Source organism: Aurantimonas sp. 22II-16-19i, assembly GCF_002088275.1.
Classification (GTDB): domain Bacteria; phylum Pseudomonadota; class Alphaproteobacteria; order Rhizobiales; family Rhizobiaceae; genus Jiella.
Map to the genome: position 1 here is coordinate 428,579 of NZ_AQQS01000001.1, position 14,740 is coordinate 443,318.

15 protein-coding genes are annotated in these 14,740 nt (G+C 67.5%); 10 read left to right on the forward strand and 5 right to left on the reverse strand.

Annotation, left to right across the window (positions count from 1 at the left end; all coding sequences use genetic code 11):
* Positions 1-14 precede the first annotated feature (14 nt).
* Positions 15-674: a DUF2585 family protein gene (locus ATO4_RS02010; protein ID WP_176222820.1), complete on the forward strand. Its 660-nt coding sequence runs from the start codon at positions 15-17 to the stop codon at positions 672-674.
* A gap of 75 nt (positions 675-749) precedes the next feature.
* Here the strand turns inward: ATO4_RS02010 and ATO4_RS02015 are convergent, their stop codons facing one another.
* Together ATO4_RS02015 and ATO4_RS02020 are read right to left on the reverse strand one after the other, a co-directional pair.
* Positions 750-2,324 (reverse strand): ATP-binding protein, encoded by a 1,575-nt coding sequence (locus ATO4_RS02015; RefSeq protein WP_083589844.1) that lies wholly within the window; start codon positions 2,322-2,324, stop codon positions 750-752.
* A 216-nt stretch (positions 2,325-2,540) separates the two neighbouring features.
* A complete protein-coding gene (locus ATO4_RS02020; protein WP_083589698.1) occupies positions 2,541-3,827 on the reverse strand; it encodes a DUF4147 domain-containing protein in 1,287 nt (428 codons plus the stop codon).
* 139 nt (positions 3,828-3,966) lie between these two features.
* Here ATO4_RS02020 and ATO4_RS02025 point away from each other — a divergent pair, with 139 nt between their 5' ends.
* From ATO4_RS02025 to ATO4_RS02035, 4 genes are all read left to right on the forward strand, one after another.
* Positions 3,967-5,385, forward strand: coding sequence for a cytochrome ubiquinol oxidase subunit I (locus ATO4_RS02025; RefSeq protein ID WP_083589699.1), 1,419 nt, complete (start codon positions 3,967-3,969; stop codon positions 5,383-5,385).
* Between the two features lie 10 nt (positions 5,386-5,395).
* Positions 5,396-6,397, forward strand: coding sequence for a cytochrome d ubiquinol oxidase subunit II (gene cydB, locus ATO4_RS02030; protein ID WP_083589700.1), 1,002 nt, complete (start codon positions 5,396-5,398; stop codon positions 6,395-6,397).
* Positions 6,394-6,534, forward strand: a complete 141-nt coding sequence (locus ATO4_RS26825) for a DUF2474 domain-containing protein (RefSeq protein ID WP_139802192.1) — start codon at positions 6,394-6,396, stop codon at positions 6,532-6,534. Before cydB ends, ATO4_RS26825 begins: the two co-directional genes overlap by 4 nt.
* A 101-nt stretch (positions 6,535-6,635) precedes the next feature.
* Complete coding sequence (locus ATO4_RS02035) at positions 6,636-7,682, forward strand: Gfo/Idh/MocA family oxidoreductase (RefSeq protein WP_083589701.1); 1,047 nt, start codon at positions 6,636-6,638, stop codon at positions 7,680-7,682.
* On the opposite strand, the gene ATO4_RS02040 is transcribed toward ATO4_RS02035, so the two are convergent.
* The 3 genes from ATO4_RS02040 to ATO4_RS02050 form a co-directional block, all read right to left on the reverse strand.
* Complete coding sequence (locus ATO4_RS02040; protein ID WP_083589702.1) at positions 7,596-8,834, reverse strand: Gfo/Idh/MocA family oxidoreductase; 1,239 nt, start codon at positions 8,832-8,834, stop codon at positions 7,596-7,598. The two genes, ATO4_RS02035 and ATO4_RS02040, sit on opposite strands and share 87 nt — an antisense overlap.
* 126 nt (positions 8,835-8,960) lie before the next feature.
* Complete coding sequence (locus tag ATO4_RS02045) at positions 8,961-9,632, reverse strand: DNA-3-methyladenine glycosylase I (protein ID WP_083589703.1); 672 nt, start codon at positions 9,630-9,632, stop codon at positions 8,961-8,963.
* A gap of 79 nt (positions 9,633-9,711) precedes the next feature.
* Positions 9,712-9,906 carry a hypothetical protein gene (locus ATO4_RS02050; protein WP_083589704.1) on the reverse strand — a complete coding sequence of 65 codons (195 nt, stop codon included), beginning with the start codon at positions 9,904-9,906 and terminating at the stop codon, positions 9,712-9,714.
* A 453-nt stretch (positions 9,907-10,359) separates the two neighbouring features.
* Here ATO4_RS02050 and ATO4_RS02055 point away from each other — a divergent pair, with 453 nt between their 5' ends.
* The 5 genes from ATO4_RS02055 to ATO4_RS02075 all read left to right on the forward strand — a co-directional run bounded on the left by ATO4_RS02055 (position 10,360) and on the right by ATO4_RS02075 (position 14,705).
* Positions 10,360-11,076, forward strand: a complete 717-nt coding sequence (locus ATO4_RS02055; RefSeq protein ID WP_083589705.1) for a L,D-transpeptidase — start codon at positions 10,360-10,362, stop codon at positions 11,074-11,076.
* Between the two features lie 281 nt (positions 11,077-11,357).
* Positions 11,358-12,077, forward strand: coding sequence for a L,D-transpeptidase (locus tag ATO4_RS02060; RefSeq protein WP_245308528.1), 720 nt, complete (start codon positions 11,358-11,360; stop codon positions 12,075-12,077).
* Between the two features lie 301 nt (positions 12,078-12,378).
* A complete protein-coding gene (locus ATO4_RS02065; RefSeq protein WP_083589706.1) occupies positions 12,379-13,038 on the forward strand; it encodes a 50S ribosomal protein L25/general stress protein Ctc in 660 nt (219 codons plus the stop codon).
* A gap of 427 nt (positions 13,039-13,465) precedes the next feature.
* Positions 13,466-14,197, forward strand: coding sequence for an aminoacyl-tRNA hydrolase (gene pth, locus ATO4_RS02070; RefSeq protein ID WP_083589846.1), 732 nt, complete (start codon positions 13,466-13,468; stop codon positions 14,195-14,197).
* Positions 14,198-14,237: 40 nt separating this feature from the next.
* Complete coding sequence (locus tag ATO4_RS02075; RefSeq protein ID WP_083589707.1) at positions 14,238-14,705, forward strand: DUF4279 domain-containing protein; 468 nt, start codon at positions 14,238-14,240, stop codon at positions 14,703-14,705.
* The last annotated feature ends 35 nt before the right edge of the window (positions 14,706-14,740 follow it).

Sequence of the window (14,740 nt, forward strand, 5' to 3'; positions counted from 1 at the left end):
AAGATGATAAAGCCTTGACACTGCTGTTCGATCGCAGACGGCAGGCGCCACGACGCCTGCTCCAGGAGCCTGCCGGGGTCGCGGGTTGCGCCGCCGAACCGACGCCCGATCGTCCGGCGTTCCGCTCCGAGGCGGCGATCTTCCGGTCCCAGGGCGTCAGTCTCGCCGCAGCCGCCCTGGTGTTCGCCGCGCTGGTGGCTTGGCTGCGCATCGTCGACCGACCGTGGATCTGTCCCTGCGGCGTCGTCGCACTCTGGCAGGGCGAGCTGAGCCAGGCGCAGAACAGCCAGCAGTTCTCCGACTGGTATTCGGCGCTTCACGTCATCTTCGGCATGGCACTCTTCGGCTTCGTCGCCCGCATGGCGCCGCGCTGGCCGCTGGCGAAGCGCGCCGTCCTCGCCGTCGCCTCGAGCGCCGCCTGGGAGGCGATGGAAAACACCCCCGCCCTCATCGCCATGTTCAGCCATTCGCCGGATGCGCCGGACTATTTCGGCGATTCGATCCTCAATGCGACCGGCGACACGATCTTCGTCCTCGCCGGCTTCTTCGCGGCCTCGAAGCTGCCCGCCTGGGCAACGGTGCTTCTGGCCATCGGGCTCGATCTGGTCGTCGAAGTGGCGATCGGCGACGGGTTCGTCCTGGGCACGCTGAGGCTGCTGCGCATCGCCGGCTGAGGGCTGCAGGGCCGACCGCTCCTCTCCCGCACGTCGAAACGCCCGCAGTCTAGGCAGGCGGAGGTTCTGCGCCAGTCAGCCGCCCTGCCGCGCCAAACGTGCCGCCCTTCGCGCCCTCGCCTCGTCGATGTCGTCGAGCCGGACGTCGGGGAGCTTGGTCCGCCAGCTCGTGCCGGCGATGGTCACCACTCGGTTGCCGCGGAAGTCGCGGTCGGCCTTGATCAGCCCGCGCTCGTCCATGAAGGACAACAGGAACCGTCCGCGCGAGGGCGAATGGCTGCCATAGGCCCTCGCGAGCGCCTCGTCCGAGGGGCATTCCGCCTCGTCCCGCGCAGCCCGGGCGAGCATCATGAAGACGCCCTGCATCTCCTCCGGCAACTCGCCGGCCCGCTCGATCACCACCTGCCATTCCGGATCGTCGGTGGCCTCGCCAATGCCGGCCCGCGCCAGGGAGAGCCGGCGGCGGAAGGCGGTCATGTCGGTGGCGGCGCCGGAGATGCGCTTCAGCCGGCAATGGGTGAGGAACTCCTGATAGAGCACCGGCACCGGCCGGAAGGCGGCTTCGGGATCCTGAAGCATTTCGGCGAAGATGGCATCGACGGCCGCCATCCGCTCCTCGGCCGAGCGCGGATCCTCGTCCTCGACCGGCTCGGAGACCGACGGGCTCTGGCTGACCCGTTCAAGGATCGCCCGCGTCGGCACGGCGGTGCTCGCCGGGTCGATCCGCGGTGCCGGCGGCGGCGGCGGGAAGCCGGGCGTCGCCCGCCGCGCCTGGCGGCGCTCCGCCTCCTCTTCCTCCGGACTTGCGGTGAAGACGAGATCGGCGAGGTCTTCGGGCGCGAGTTCCGGCAGCGGCGCGAGCGTCGGCCGGCCGGCCTTGGAATGGGTCTCGGTCGTGCCGATGCGGATCGGCACCGGGCGGCGGTAGAGCGCCGGCCCGAGCGCCACGAATTCGCCGGTGTTCAAGTCGCGGAACCGCTCGGCGGCGCGGCGGTCCATGCCGAGGAGGTCGGCGGCGCGGGCCATGTCGATGTCGAGGAAGGTGCGGCCCATCAGGAAGTTCGAGGCTTCCGCGGCGACGTTCTTGGCGAGCTTGGCGAGGCGCTGGGTGGCGATGACGCCGGCCAGGCCGCGCTTGCGCCCGCGGCACATCAGGTTGGTCATCGCGCCGAGCGAGGCCTTGCGCGCCTCGTCCGAATGCTCGCCCGACATCGAAGGCGCAAAGAGATGCGCCTCGTCGACGGCGATCAGCATCGGAAACCAGAGGGCGCGGTCGGCCTCGAAGAGCCCGTTGAGGAAGGCCGCCGCACAGAGCATCTGCACCTCGGCGTCGAGGCCCTCGAGATTGAGGACGACGGACGCACGATGCTGGCGGATGCGGCCGGCGATGCGGGTCAGTTCGGCGGGCGTCCGGTTGGCGTCGACGACGACGTGGCCGTATCTCTCCGCCAACGTGACGAAATCGCCCTCGGGGTCGACGATCGCCTGCTGGACATGGCCGGCGCTGCGCTCCAGCAGGCGGCGAAGCAGATGCGACTTGCCGGAGCCGGAATTGCCCTGGACGAGAAGGCGCGTCGACAGGAGTTCCTCGAGGTCCAGTTCGGCCGGCTCACCGTTGTGGGTCGTGCCGAGATCGACGGCGACGGTCATCATCTGCCTTTCGGGTGGATCGGGCGAGGGTTCGGCGGAGGGGCGCGAGGCACGCCGGGGCGGCGATCAGCGCCATGGACAAACTAGCACGCCGAGGTGTGACATGACGGTCGCAGATGCGGCTGTCCACAGAATCGCTGGCCTATCATGTCGAGATCCCATGGTGAATTCGCGCCGAACAAGGCGTGCCAGATACCAGCGAAGCACCCACCATGCTCACCCCACCAAAATCACCCTGCAGTCGTTGACGTTGGTATGGGTCGGGCCGGGCTGCAGCAGATCGCCGATCGTGGCGAAGAAGCCGGTCGAGTCGTTGTCCGCCAGCGCCGCGGCGGGGTCGATGCCGGCGGCTCGCGCCCGCTGCAGCGTCGAGGAGAGGACGAAGGCGCCGGCCGGGTCGGTGGCGAGGCCGGTGCCCCCGTCGGTGCCGTCGGTGTCGCCGGAGAGCGCGGCGATGCCGTCCGCCCCGTCGAGAGCGACAGCAAGGGCCAGGGCGTATTCCTGGTTCGGACCGCCCTTCCCCTCGCCGCGGATCGTCACCGTGAGTTCGCCGCCGGACAGGATCGCCAGCTTTTCGCCGCGCGCCCTGGCGTCCAGCGCGAGGCGGGCATGCTCGGTGGCGACCTCTCGCGCCTCGCCCTCGACGTCGGCGCCGAGGTTCAGCACCTCGTAGCCGGCCGCCCGCGCCGCCCGCTCCGCCGCCGCCAGCGCCTCGGCGGGCGTCGCCACGATGGTGAACTGCGCGCCGTCGAAGGCCGCATCGCCCGGCTTCGGGCTCTCGTTCGCCGGATCGTCCAGCGCCGCCCGGCAGCTCTCCGGCAGCGCGATGGCGCGTCGTTCGACGATGGCCCGGGCGTCGGCCAGCGTCGTTCTGTCGGGTACGGTCGGGCCGGAGGCGATGACGCTCGGATCGTCGCCGGGGACGTCCGAGATCGCCAGCGTCACCAGCCGCGCGCCGCCGGCCCGCGCCGCGGCGGCGAGCCGTCCGCCCTTGATCCGCGACAGGTGCTTCCTGACGCAGTTGATCTCGTCGATCCCGGCGCCGCTCCGCAGGAGCGCCTTCGTCACCGCCTGCTTGTCGGCGAGCGACACGCCCGGCGCCGGCGCCAGCCAGTTGGCGGACCCGCCGCCGGAGATCAGCGCCAGCACCAGGTCGTCCGGCCCGGCGCCGGCGGCGAGTTCCAGGACCGCCCGCGTCGCCGCGAGCCCCGCCTCGTTCGGCAGCGGATGGCCCGCCTCGACCACCCGGATCGGCGCGGCGGGAAGCGCGTAGCCGTCGCGGGTCACCGCGATGCCGATGATCCGCCCGGGCTCGAGGCCCCGGTCGTAATGGGCGACGGCAGCGGCGGCCATGGATGCCGCCGCCTTGCCGGCGGCCAGGACGACGACCCGCCCCGCCGGCGGCTCGGGGAGATGGGCGGGAAGGATCGCCTTCGGATGCGCCGCATCGACGCAGGCGTCGAATATCTCGTTCAGAACCCGCCTGACCCGTGCCTCTTCCATCGCTCTCGCCGTTCCCTTGATGCCCCGAAAATGCATGGCTGCAATAGCACGAATGTCATCCGCAGCGCTCTTCGCCGCATTGCGCAATGCCTAGATTGAGTGCAAACCAAACCCGACCAAAACAACCGGGAGCCATCCCATGTTCGAGGGCTTCGACCCAGTCAACCTGGCCCGTTTCCAGTTCGCCTTCACCGTCTCGTTCCACATCATCTTCCCGGCCTTCACCATCGGCCTCGCCTCCTATCTGGCGGTACTGGAAGGCCTGTGGCTGGCGACCGGCAAGCCGGTCTACATGGACACCTTCAAGTACTGGGTGAAGATCTTCGCCGTGTCCTTCGGCATGGGCGTCGTCTCGGGCATCGTGATGAGCTACCAGTTCGGCACGAACTGGTCGGTGTTTTCGGACAAGACGGGTCCGATTCTCGGTCCCCTGATGGGCTACGAGGTCCTCTCGGCCTTCTTCCTCGAGGCCGGCTTCCTCGGCATCATGCTGTTTGGCCAGAAGAAGGTCGGCAACAAGCTGCATTTCTTCGCGACCGTCGTCGTCGCGATCGGCACGCTGTTCTCGGCCTTCTGGATCCTGTCGGTGAACAGCTGGATGCAGACACCGCAGGGCTACGGCATCAATGCGGACGGGCAGTTCGTTCCCGAGGACTGGTGGGCGATCGTCTTCAACCCGTCCTTCCCTTACCGCCTCGTCCACATGGTGCTCGCCGCCTATCTCACCACGGCCTTCGTCGTCGGCGGCGTCGGCGCGTTCCACCTCCTGCGGAACCGCTACAATGCCAGCGCGCGGACGATGTTCTCGATGGCGCTCTGGATGGCGACGATCGTCGCGCCGCTGCAGATCGTCGCCGGCGACTTCCATGGCGTCAACACGCTGGAGCACCAGCCGGCGAAGGTCGCGGCAATGGAGGGGCATTTCGAGACCAACACGGACCATGCGATGCCCCTCACCCTGTTCGGCATCCCGAACATGGAGACGGGCCGGACCGACTACGCCCTCGACATTCCCTATCTCGGCTCGCTGATCCTCACCCACAGCCTCGACGGCGTTGTGCAAGGCCTGAAGGAGTTCCCGCGCGACCAGTGGCCGAACTCCACCGTCGTCTTCTGGACGTTCCGGGTGATGGTGGCGATCGGCTTCGCCATGCTCGGCATCGGCCTGTGGTCGCTGTGGAAGCGGTTCCGCGGATCGCTCTATGAATCCTCGTGGCTGCAGCGGACGATGATCCTGATGTCGCCGGCCGGCTTCGTCGCCGTCCTCTGCGGCTGGGTGACCACCGAGATGGGCCGCCAGCCCTTCACGGTCTATGGCCTCTTGCGCACCGCCGAGAGCCACTCGCCGATCAGCGCGCCGGCCGTCGGCGCCTCGCTCGTCGCCTTCATCGTGGTCTATTTCCTGCTGTTCGGCGCCGGAACCTTCTACATCCTGCGCCTGATGGGCAAGGCACCGACCCCCTACGAAGACGACACCCCGCACCAGCCGACGCGAACCGCCGGCATCACTCCCGCCCCCTCCCTGGAGGGGCGCAGGGTCCCGGACCCGGCGGAATAGGAGAACGGACATGGATTTCGCAGTCCTCTGGGCGTTCCTCATCGCCTTTGCCGTCGTCGCCTATGTCATCCTAGACGGCTTCGATCTCGGCACCGGCATCCTGTTTCCGTTCCTCGGCCGCCACGAGAACCGCGACACGGCGATGAATTCCGTCGCGCCGATCTGGGACGGCAACGAGACCTGGCTGGTGCTCGGCGGCGGCGGCCTCTTCGCCGTCTTCCCGCTGGCCTATGCGATCATCATGCCGGCACTCTATGCGCCGATCATCGCCATGCTCCTGGCGCTGATCTTCCGGGGCGTCGCCTTCGAATACCGGTTCAAGACGGTGCGCGGCCGCTGGATGTGGGACGTCTCGTTCTTCATCGGCTCGCTCACCGCCGCCTTCTGCCAGGGCATCGCCCTCGGCACCCTGGTGCAGGGGATCGAGGTCGAGGGCCGCGCCTATGCCGGCGGCTGGTTCGACTGGCTGACGGCCTTCTCGCTGGCGACGGGCGCCGCGGTCGTCGTCGGCTATGCGCTGCTCGGCGCGACCTGGCTGGTGATGAAGACCGAGGGCGACGTCCACGACATCGCCCGGCGCTACGCCTATGTCCTCGCCGTCGGGACGCTCGGCGCGATCGGCGGCGTCAGCCTGTGGATGCCGTTCCTGCAGCCGGAGTTCTATTCGCGCTGGTTCGCCAGCCTTCCCCAGTTCATGACGGTCGCCTGGGTTCCGGTGCTTCTCGTCGTGGTCGCGATCAGCCTCTTCCAATCGCTGGCGACGGGCAAGCATCATCGCCCGTTCCTCTCGGCCCTCGCGCTGTTCGTCCTCTGCTTCGTCGGACTGGGAATCAACTTCTATCCGAACATCATTCCGCCGGACGTCACGATCTGGCAGGCGGCGGCGCCGGAATCGAGCCTGATCTTCCTGCTCGTCGGAGCTGCGGTGCTGATCCCGACCATCCTGATCTATACGGGCTTTGCCTACTGGATCTTCCGCGGCAAGGTGCGTGAGGGAGAGGGCTACCATTGACCCCGGACGACGTCGAACGCGAGACCGGCGAGCGCCCGGCCTGGCAACGCTGGGTGTGGTTCGCCGTGCTGTGGCTGGCGGGCATCGGCTTCATCGGAGCCGTGGCGCTCACCATCCGCCTCGCTCTGGTCGGCTGAATCGCCCCTGCCTCACTCGCGACCGTCTCGCCTGCTGCGGTAAGCTGGCATTCGCTTTGTCCGGTTAGTCTCTGTCCGTGCAATGGCGAGCGGAGAGACCGATGGACAGGCAGGCGATCCGGTGGGCGATCATCGGAACCGGGGGCATTGCCCGCCGCTTCGCATCGGATCTGCGCTTCTCCCGTACCGGCACCCTCGTTGCCGTAGGCGGCAGATCGCCGGAGAAGGCGGCGGGCCTTGCGGCGGCGGCCGGTGCCGCGGTCTCCGGCGCGATCGAGGCGGTCATCGCGCGGCCGGACGTCGATGCCGTCTATGTCGCGACGCCCAATGCCGCCCATGTCGAGCTCGCCCTGAAGGTGCTGGCCGCCGGCAAGCCGGTGCTCGTCGAAAAGCCGCTGGCGACGAGCGCGGCGGGCGCCCGCGCCATCGCCGAGGCCGCCGGGGACGCCGGGCTGCTCGCCATGGAGGCAATGTGGATGCGCTTCACGCCGGGGATCGTCCGGCTGAAGCAGCTGGTCGACGCGGGCGCGATCGGCGAGATCCGGCGGATCGAGGCGGGCCTCGCCTATGCATCTCGCTACGCTCCCGACGACCCGCTCTTCGATCCGGTGTCCGGCGGCGCTCTCCTCGACCTCGCCGTCTATCCCGCCTCGCTCGCCGTCCATCTCGCAGGTCCCGCCGATGCGACCGCCGGGCAGCTCCGGCGCTATCCGAACGGCGCCGTCGCGGCCGCGACGCTCGCCACCCGCCATGGCGACGTTCTCGCCGGCCTGAGCTGCGGCCTCGACGCCGAGGGACCGAACGAAGCCGCAATCACCGGCACCGCGGGGGTGATCGCCCTCCACCGCTCGATGCTCTGCCCGCCGATGCTGTCACTGCGCAAGATGCCGCCGGCTCCGGTCAAGAGCCCCGGCGAGGCGGGCGCTCCGCTGCCCCGGCGCTCGCGGCCGACGCGTCTCGCCGCGCTGCGCCAGATCGCATCCGGCCTGAAGGTTCGCCGCATCCCGACGCTCTTCGAAGGGACCGGCCTGCAGTACCAGGCGGATCATTTCGCCGAATGCCTAGCGCGCGGCCTCACCGACAGCCCGGTCATGCCGCTTGCCGACAGCATCGCCGTCCTCGAGATCCTGGAGGCCGCCGCCGCCTGATCCGAGCGGGCGGGCGAATGTCGAGCGCGGGCGGTAGGGCATGGCGTAGTCGCCGGCGTTCTGCGCGACGAGGGCGAGCTCGGTGATGTGCAGCGCGAAATCGGCGCCGAATTCCAGCGGCCTCCCCGCCCCGACCGCCGCGGCGAGGACGGCCGGGCCGCGCGCGAAATCCATCCGCGACGAGGTTCCCGGCACCCTGGCGCTGCCGCGCGCATAAGCGAGGCGCCGGCCGAACCAGTGGCGCAGCGGCCGGCCTCGCGCCAGGCGCTCGAAGACCTTTCCGATGATCGCCGGGCGGGTCTGCCAGTGGCCGGTCACGTCGCGCAGATAGATCGGCGAGGCATAGTCCCAGGCCTCGGTGAGGGAGAGGATCCCGTCGGTACCGATGACGTGCAGCGACCGGTCCTTGGGCGCGGCGAGGCCGCAGGACAGGCGGGCGACGACGCCCGAGGAGAACCGCAGGCAGGACACCGACAGGTCGTTGGCGAGTTCTTCCGGCGGCTGGCCGGTGCCCTTGTCGTCGAAGCAGCGGGCGGCGAAGGCGGTCATCTCGACCACCGGCCCGAAGAAGGCGCAGAGCCAGCTGAGATAGTAGCCGGCGTGTTCGAGCGTCGCCCCGACGGCGAACTCGTCCCGCGACGGCCAGGGCGCGCCAGAGGGGCTGCGCCACTCCGCGTGCCGCTCGCGGAAGACCATGCCGTCCTCCATCTCGGCATAGACGAGGCGGACCTCGCCGATCCGGCCGGCGGCGATCTCGCGGCCGAGCGCCGTCGCCGCCTCGCCGAGATAGGAGCAGGGCGCCGCGGCGAGCTGCAGGCCGCGCGCTTCGGCGAGGGACACGAGTTCCTCCGCCTCGCCGACCGCCATGGCGAGCGGCTTTTCCGAATAGATGTGGAGGCCGGCGAGAAGGCCCGCCTTCGAGACCTCGTAGTGGCTGGAGGGATTGGTGAGGTTGAGGAGAAGCTCGGCGCCGGAGGTCGAGAGGAGCGCCTCGAGGCTGCCGAACATGGGGACGCCGAAATGCGCCTCGAACCGGCGCCGGGCGACCTCGTCCCGGTCGAAGGCCCCGACGAGTTCCAGCGCCGGGTGATTGGCGAGGGTCAGCATGTAGTAGTCGGCGACGAAGCCGCATCCGACGATCGCTATCTTCACCGCATCACCCGTTCCGCAAAGTCACGTCCTCAAGGCAATCTCACCGGCGGGTGAAGGAGACGTGAAGATCCTCGCATGGCGTCGCTTCGCCCTGTCCACCGAGCAGGCGAGCGCGGCTCATGCGCGTCAGGCGTCGCCCGGATGCGGGGACCGCGCAGGCCGCACGAATGCCGCGCGAGCGGCCTCGCAGGACTGCCGCGCGGAGCAACCCTCGACATGGTCGTTCACGAAACCCATGGACTGCATGAACGCATAGACGGTGGTCGGGCCGACGAAGGAGAAGCCGGCCTTCTTCAGGGCCTTGGACAGGCGCGTCGAGGCGGCGCTCGAAGGCGTCGCGCGCAGAAAGGCGACGTCGACCACATCCGGGCGCCCGGTGCCGTCCGGCTCGAACGACCACAGGAAGGCGGCCAACGAGCCGTGGGCTTGCCGGATCTCGGCCGCCCGCCTCGCATTGTTGATCGCGGAAACGATCTTGCCGCGATGGCGCACGATGCCGGGATCGGCGACGAGGCGGTCGACGTCCGCCTCGCCCATCCGTGCGACGCGATCGATCGAGAAGCCCTCGAAGGCCTCGCGAAACGCCTCGCGCTTCCTCAGAATCGTCAGCCAGGACAGCCCGGCCTGAAAGCCTTCGAGACACAGCTTTTCGAACAGGCGGTCATCATCGCCGCTCGGCCGACCCCACTCCTCGTCGTGGTAGCGACGATAGAGGGGATCGGCGCCGTGCCAGGCGCAGCCGAGAGTGCCGTCGTCCCGCCGGACGAGGCCGTCCGCAAGGGGGTGCTCGTGATCCATCGCCACCGGTCATGCCAGCCGCCGGGCGAGCAGGCAAGTCTTGCACAGCAGGCGAACGGTCCCCGACGGGTCGGCCGCCTCAGGCGCTCTTCAGCCGCCGCGACGAGCAGCTGTAGCGCTTCAGCGACCATTTCGGCCGTCCGCCCATGTAGTTCGCGGCTGCCGCCTGGCCGAACATGGCGCATTGCATGATCGAGCCGTCGAAGGCGACGTCTTCCTTGTGGCAGTTGCTGGGATCGGCATTCAGGCAGATCAGAAGGGTCAGGGCGATCATCGATCGGTTCCGTTTCTGAGGCCGCTCCTCCGCCCGCGGCTGGGGTTGATATTGCGGCAGGGTCCCGGAACGTTCCTCCTCCGGAAGACCTGCACTCGGTTTTGCAGCATGCGAGGCGGACGTCGGGCCGATGGCATCTCGGGTCGTCGGTCAAGCGTCAAGCGGGACCAAGGACGCCGGCCCCGCTCATGCTGCACTGCAACAATGCATCATATTTGGGCTCATTTATCAATGCCTGATTTTTGCACGGCTCACTTGCCTCAGCCTGAGACGGCTTTTGCCAAAGCTGCTCGCGGCACTCCGCGGAAACCCGCCGTTAACCCTACGGAATGGTTTCCAAAGAGCGTTATCGCCCAGGGCCTTCCGGTTAACCCTTCGGTCGCCCTTTCGGGCGAGCCTTGCTGACGAACCGGCCGCGCCGCCTGCGACCGACAGTCACATGAGGAGACTTCGATGCTTCGACGGGATGCCCTCGCCGCGCTCGTTCTGACGACGAGCCTGGCCGCTTCCATGCCCGGCGCTCTGGCGCTCGACCGCGGCCAGCCGCGACCGCAGGTGCGGATCGCCGCCGGCGTCGACGGCCCTTGGGTGATGGAGTTCGCGACGCCGGTATCGCCGAGCGGTGTCGTGCTTGGCGCCCGCACGCCCGACAGCGCAGCCGGCGTCCAGTCGGCGTCGCTGGGCAACCGCGCCATCCAGCCGGGCCGCCCCATCGACCCGCAGTTCCTGCCCCAGGACGTCGTCTATTCCGGACGCGAGACGCCGGGCACGATCGTCATCGATTCGAAATCGCACTTCCTCTACCTCGTCGGCGAGAACGGCACGGCCCGGCGCTACGGCGTCGGCACCGGCAAGACCGGCTTCGGCTGGTCGGGCACCCACAGGATCACCCGCAAGGCCGAGTGGCCGGGCTGGACGCCGCCGCGCCAGATGATCGCCCGCGAGCGCAAGAAGGGGCGCATCCTGCCGGCGCACATGCCCGGCGGACCCGCCAATCCCCTCGGTGCCAGAGCGATGTATCTCGGCTCGACGCTCTACCGCATCCACGGCACCAACCAGCCCTGGACGATCGGCCAGAACGTCTCCTCGGGCTGCATCCGCATGCGCAACGAGGACGTCACCGACCTCTACGAACGTGTCCGGGTGGGAACGAGGGTCGTGGTGCTGTAGGACAGCAACACGCAATTGTGAACGAGAAGCGCGAGAGGGGATTGGATCGATCGGCCGCTCAGCGCATTCGAATGATGGCAAAAAGATGGTTTTGGCGTGGCATCCAGCCTCGATCTGATGATCGAGTCGGATGAGCGCCACCTGAAGGAGACACGTGGAGGCGGGCCCCGCCTCGCGAGGATGGCAGTGGGGGCCGGCTCGAAGCGGCCCCGCAAGACATCAACGAAGAAGCCCGCCGGAACGAGCGGGCGATCAGCTGGAGATAGACATTAATGACATCGTTGAAGAAGCTCGTCCTCGGCCTGGCGGCGGCCGGCATGGTCGCATCGGTCGCGGCCGAAGCCTCCGCGGAGACCGTTCGTCGCTACAACTACGCGACCTTCTCCTGGGAGACCCTCGACGCCAGCCAGCCGCAGGCGCAGCGCCGGATCCAGAGCCGCAAGCCGGCGCAGGAGTTCATGCGCCGCGAGGTCCGCATCCAGACTTCGGAAAAGCCCGGCACGGTCATTGTCGATTCCAGCAAGCGCTTCCTCTATTTCGTCGAAGGCAACGGCATGGCGACGCGCTACGGCGTCGGCGTCGGCAAGGAGGGCTTCGGCTGGTCGGGCACCATGAAGGTCGGCCGCAAGGCCGAGTGGCCGGGCTGGACGCCGCCAGCGGCTATGGTCGCCCGTGAGCGCAAGAAGGGCCGCGAGCTGCCGGCCTACATGGAGGGCGGCCCCGGCAACCCGCTCGGCGCAAGGGCCATGTATCTCTATCGCGGCGGCGGCGATTCGCTGTTCCGCATCCACGGCACCAACCAGCCCTGGACCATCGGCCAGATGATGTCCTCGGGCTGCATCCGGATGATGAACGAGGATGTCGAGCATCTCTACTCGCGCGTTCCGGTCGGCTCGAAGGTGATCGTCATCGGGCCGGACGGCCGCGGCGCCGGCAAGGTCTATGCCGAACTCGGCAAAGCACGCTCGCCGAACGTCCTCGAGGCGCTGTTCGGCGGCTGACGCAAGGCCCCTCAACGAAAGATCCGGTCCGAGCGACAGATGCGGCGCCCGCCCTCCGGAAGACGGAGCGGCGGGCGCCGCACTTGCGCCCCTGCCACCCTGCTGTCAGGCGGCCCCACACCCTTCAGCGTCAACGGCCCGGCCTTGCCCGCAGGAGACCCTTGCGCTATAGGCTCGCGTGTCCGCGCGGACACCCTTGGAGGCAGCGCGGAGTGAAGCGGTTTCCGCAAGGGTGCCGCTTTTCGTCGTTTCGGGCATGGGGCCCGGCTCGACCCCTCGAAAAACAAAAGGACGTAACGCCATGCACCAGACCTTCACGGTCAAGGCCGAGGCGCGCGAGAAGGTCGGCAAGGGGGCCGCCAGGTATCTGCGCCGCAACAACATGATTCCCGCCGTCATCTATGGCGGCAAGGAAGAGCCGCTGCCGATCGCGCTGCCCTACAAGGAAACCTTCCTGGCGCTCCACGCCGGCGGCTTCATGACCTCGATCGCGACGATCGAGCTCGGCGGCAAGCAGATCAAGGTCCTGCCGAAGGACTACCAGCTCGAGCCGGTCCGCGACTTCCTCATGCACGTCGATTTCCTGCGCGTCTCCGAAGACACCCGCGTGACGGTCGAGGTCCCTGTGCATTTCGAGAACGAGGAGAAGTCTCCCGGCCTCAAGCGCGGCGGCACGCTGAACGTCGTTCGCCACGAGGTCGAGGTCGAGGCTCCGGCCGGCGACATCCCGGAGTTCTTCGCGATCGACCTCACCGGTCTCGAGATCAACGACTCGATCCACGCCTCGGCGCTGACCCTGCCGAAGGGCGTCGAGCTGACCATCACCGATCGCGACTTCACCATCGCCACGATCGTTTCGCCGGCGGCGATGCGCTCGGAGGGCGACGAGGAAGGCGAGACCGAGGTCACCGAGCAGAAGGCTCAGACCGTCGAGGGCGAGACCAAGGCCGGCAAGGAGTAAGCCTGCCGGCTTCGTCTTCTTGAACCATCCGACGGCCGGGCATGATTGTCCGGCCGTTTTCATATGTCTGGTTCCAACAGTCGGCATCGGCGTCGACAGTCTGGATGCCGGCATAAAGGCGTCGTCATCCCGGCCCCCGAGCCGGGATCCATTCTAAACCGTCGACGCCGCCAAGTTGATCGGCCTCTAGCGGATGGCGTGTTCCGCCCCGCAACAGCGGTCTCAGCGCAGAGGAATGGATCCCGGCTCGGGGGCCGGGATGACGAAGTGTCGGTGTTTTCGCTTCTTATTCCACCCTGACGTGTCGGCTGTCGTCCTTGTTGCAGGGGATTGGCGGAATGCCGAAATCTCGCAGGGACTGGGACGGAGCCGCGGCGTTCGACAGTTCGAACCACGACGATCGTCGATGATCCCAAGGAGTGCCATGATGCTTCTGATCGCAGGTCTGGGCAATCCGGGGCCGAAATATGCCGGCAACCGGCACAATATCGGTTTCATGGCCGTCGATGAAATCGCCCGCCAGAACAATTTTCCCGGCTGGTCGAAGAAGTTTTCCGCCGAGATCGCCGAGGGCGTCATCGGCGGGGAGAAGGTGCTGCTCGTCAAGCCGCAGACCTTCATGAACGAATCCGGCCGCTCGGTCGGCGAGGCGGTGCGCTTCTACAAGCTCGAGCCCAAGGACGTCGTCGTCATCCACGACGAGCTCGACCTCGCGCCGGCCAAGCTGCGGGTGAAGACCGGCGGCGGCCATGGCGGCCACAATGGGCTGAAGTCCATCGACGCCCATCTCGGCTCGAAGGACTATCGCCGCGTGCGCCTCGGCATCGGTCATCCGGGTGCGAAGGAGAAGGTCAACCCGCACGTCCTCGGCGACTTCGCCAAGGTGGATCGCGAGTGGCTGGAGCCCTTTCTCGACGCGATCGCCCGCAATGCCGACAGTCTCGTCAAGGGCGAGGATGCCCTCTACATGAACAAGGTGAGTGTCGCCACCGGCGGCCGGGAAGAGCCCGCCGGCGCCAAGGGCGCGACTGCCGCCAAGCCTGCCCCGAAGGGCCAGAGCCACATCCATCAGGCGCGTTCGCCCAAGCCCACGATCAAGGTGCCGGAAAAGGGACCGATGGCGGAGATGCTGCGGCGGATGTTCGGGGGGAAGGAGTGAAGCTAAAACCTGATCCTTCGAACAACGCAAAGGCCTGAATATGAACTCGCCTCCAGCTTCTGACCGGGAATACGCTTATTTCAGCGCAATCGGCGTTGATGACGTTGCGGAGATCACCCGCATTCTGACTTTAGAACCCTGCCAATCTTGGAATGTCGGCGAGCCATTCGAAATCAATGGCCATCCGATGACGCGTCGCTCGTCAAACTGGCAGCTCTCCAGTGGCATGGCAGATACTGAACATTTGAGTTCCCATCTTGAGGCGCTGCTTTTCCGTTTGGAGCGCCATCGCAATGCACTCCTTGAAGTACAGACAAAATTCCAGACCCGGTTCGTTTGCGTTGGATATTATTATCAAAGTTTCAGTTGGGAGATGAGCTTCGAAATCCAACGTCGCGCAACCGCTCTTGGAATTGGTTTCTGGTTCGACACATACTCACTTGGTGATCACCACGAACAAATGGTTTCGCTTCGAGAGGAACTTGGCGTTCGTGAGAACCGTCAATGACGCCAACGATGTCGATCAAACGAGCGCCCGGCTGC

Coding starts and splice junctions, on each gene's coding strand:
- ATO4_RS02020 (WP_083589698.1), bottom strand. CDS start 3,827: ATGGAAGAGGCACGGGTCAGGCGGGTTCTGAACGAGATATTCGACGCC.
- cydB (WP_083589700.1), top strand. CDS start 5,396: ATGGATTTCGCAGTCCTCTGGGCGTTCCTCATCGCCTTTGCCGTCGTC.
- ATO4_RS02055 (WP_083589705.1), top strand. CDS start 10,360: ATGCTTCGACGGGATGCCCTCGCCGCGCTCGTTCTGACGACGAGCCTG.
- ATO4_RS02035 (WP_083589701.1), top strand. CDS start 6,636: ATGGACAGGCAGGCGATCCGGTGGGCGATCATCGGAACCGGGGGCATT.
- ATO4_RS02025 (WP_083589699.1), top strand. CDS start 3,967: ATGTTCGAGGGCTTCGACCCAGTCAACCTGGCCCGTTTCCAGTTCGCC.
- ATO4_RS02075 (WP_083589707.1), top strand. CDS start 14,238: ATGAACTCGCCTCCAGCTTCTGACCGGGAATACGCTTATTTCAGCGCA.
- ATO4_RS02065 (WP_083589706.1), top strand. CDS start 12,379: ATGCACCAGACCTTCACGGTCAAGGCCGAGGCGCGCGAGAAGGTCGGC.
- ATO4_RS02045 (WP_083589703.1), bottom strand. CDS start 9,632: ATGGATCACGAGCACCCCCTTGCGGACGGCCTCGTCCGGCGGGACGAC.
- ATO4_RS02050 (WP_083589704.1), bottom strand. CDS start 9,906: ATGATCGCCCTGACCCTTCTGATCTGCCTGAATGCCGATCCCAGCAAC.
- ATO4_RS02015 (WP_083589844.1), bottom strand. CDS start 2,324: ATGACCGTCGCCGTCGATCTCGGCACGACCCACAACGGTGAGCCGGCC.
- pth (WP_083589846.1), top strand. CDS start 13,466: ATGCTTCTGATCGCAGGTCTGGGCAATCCGGGGCCGAAATATGCCGGC.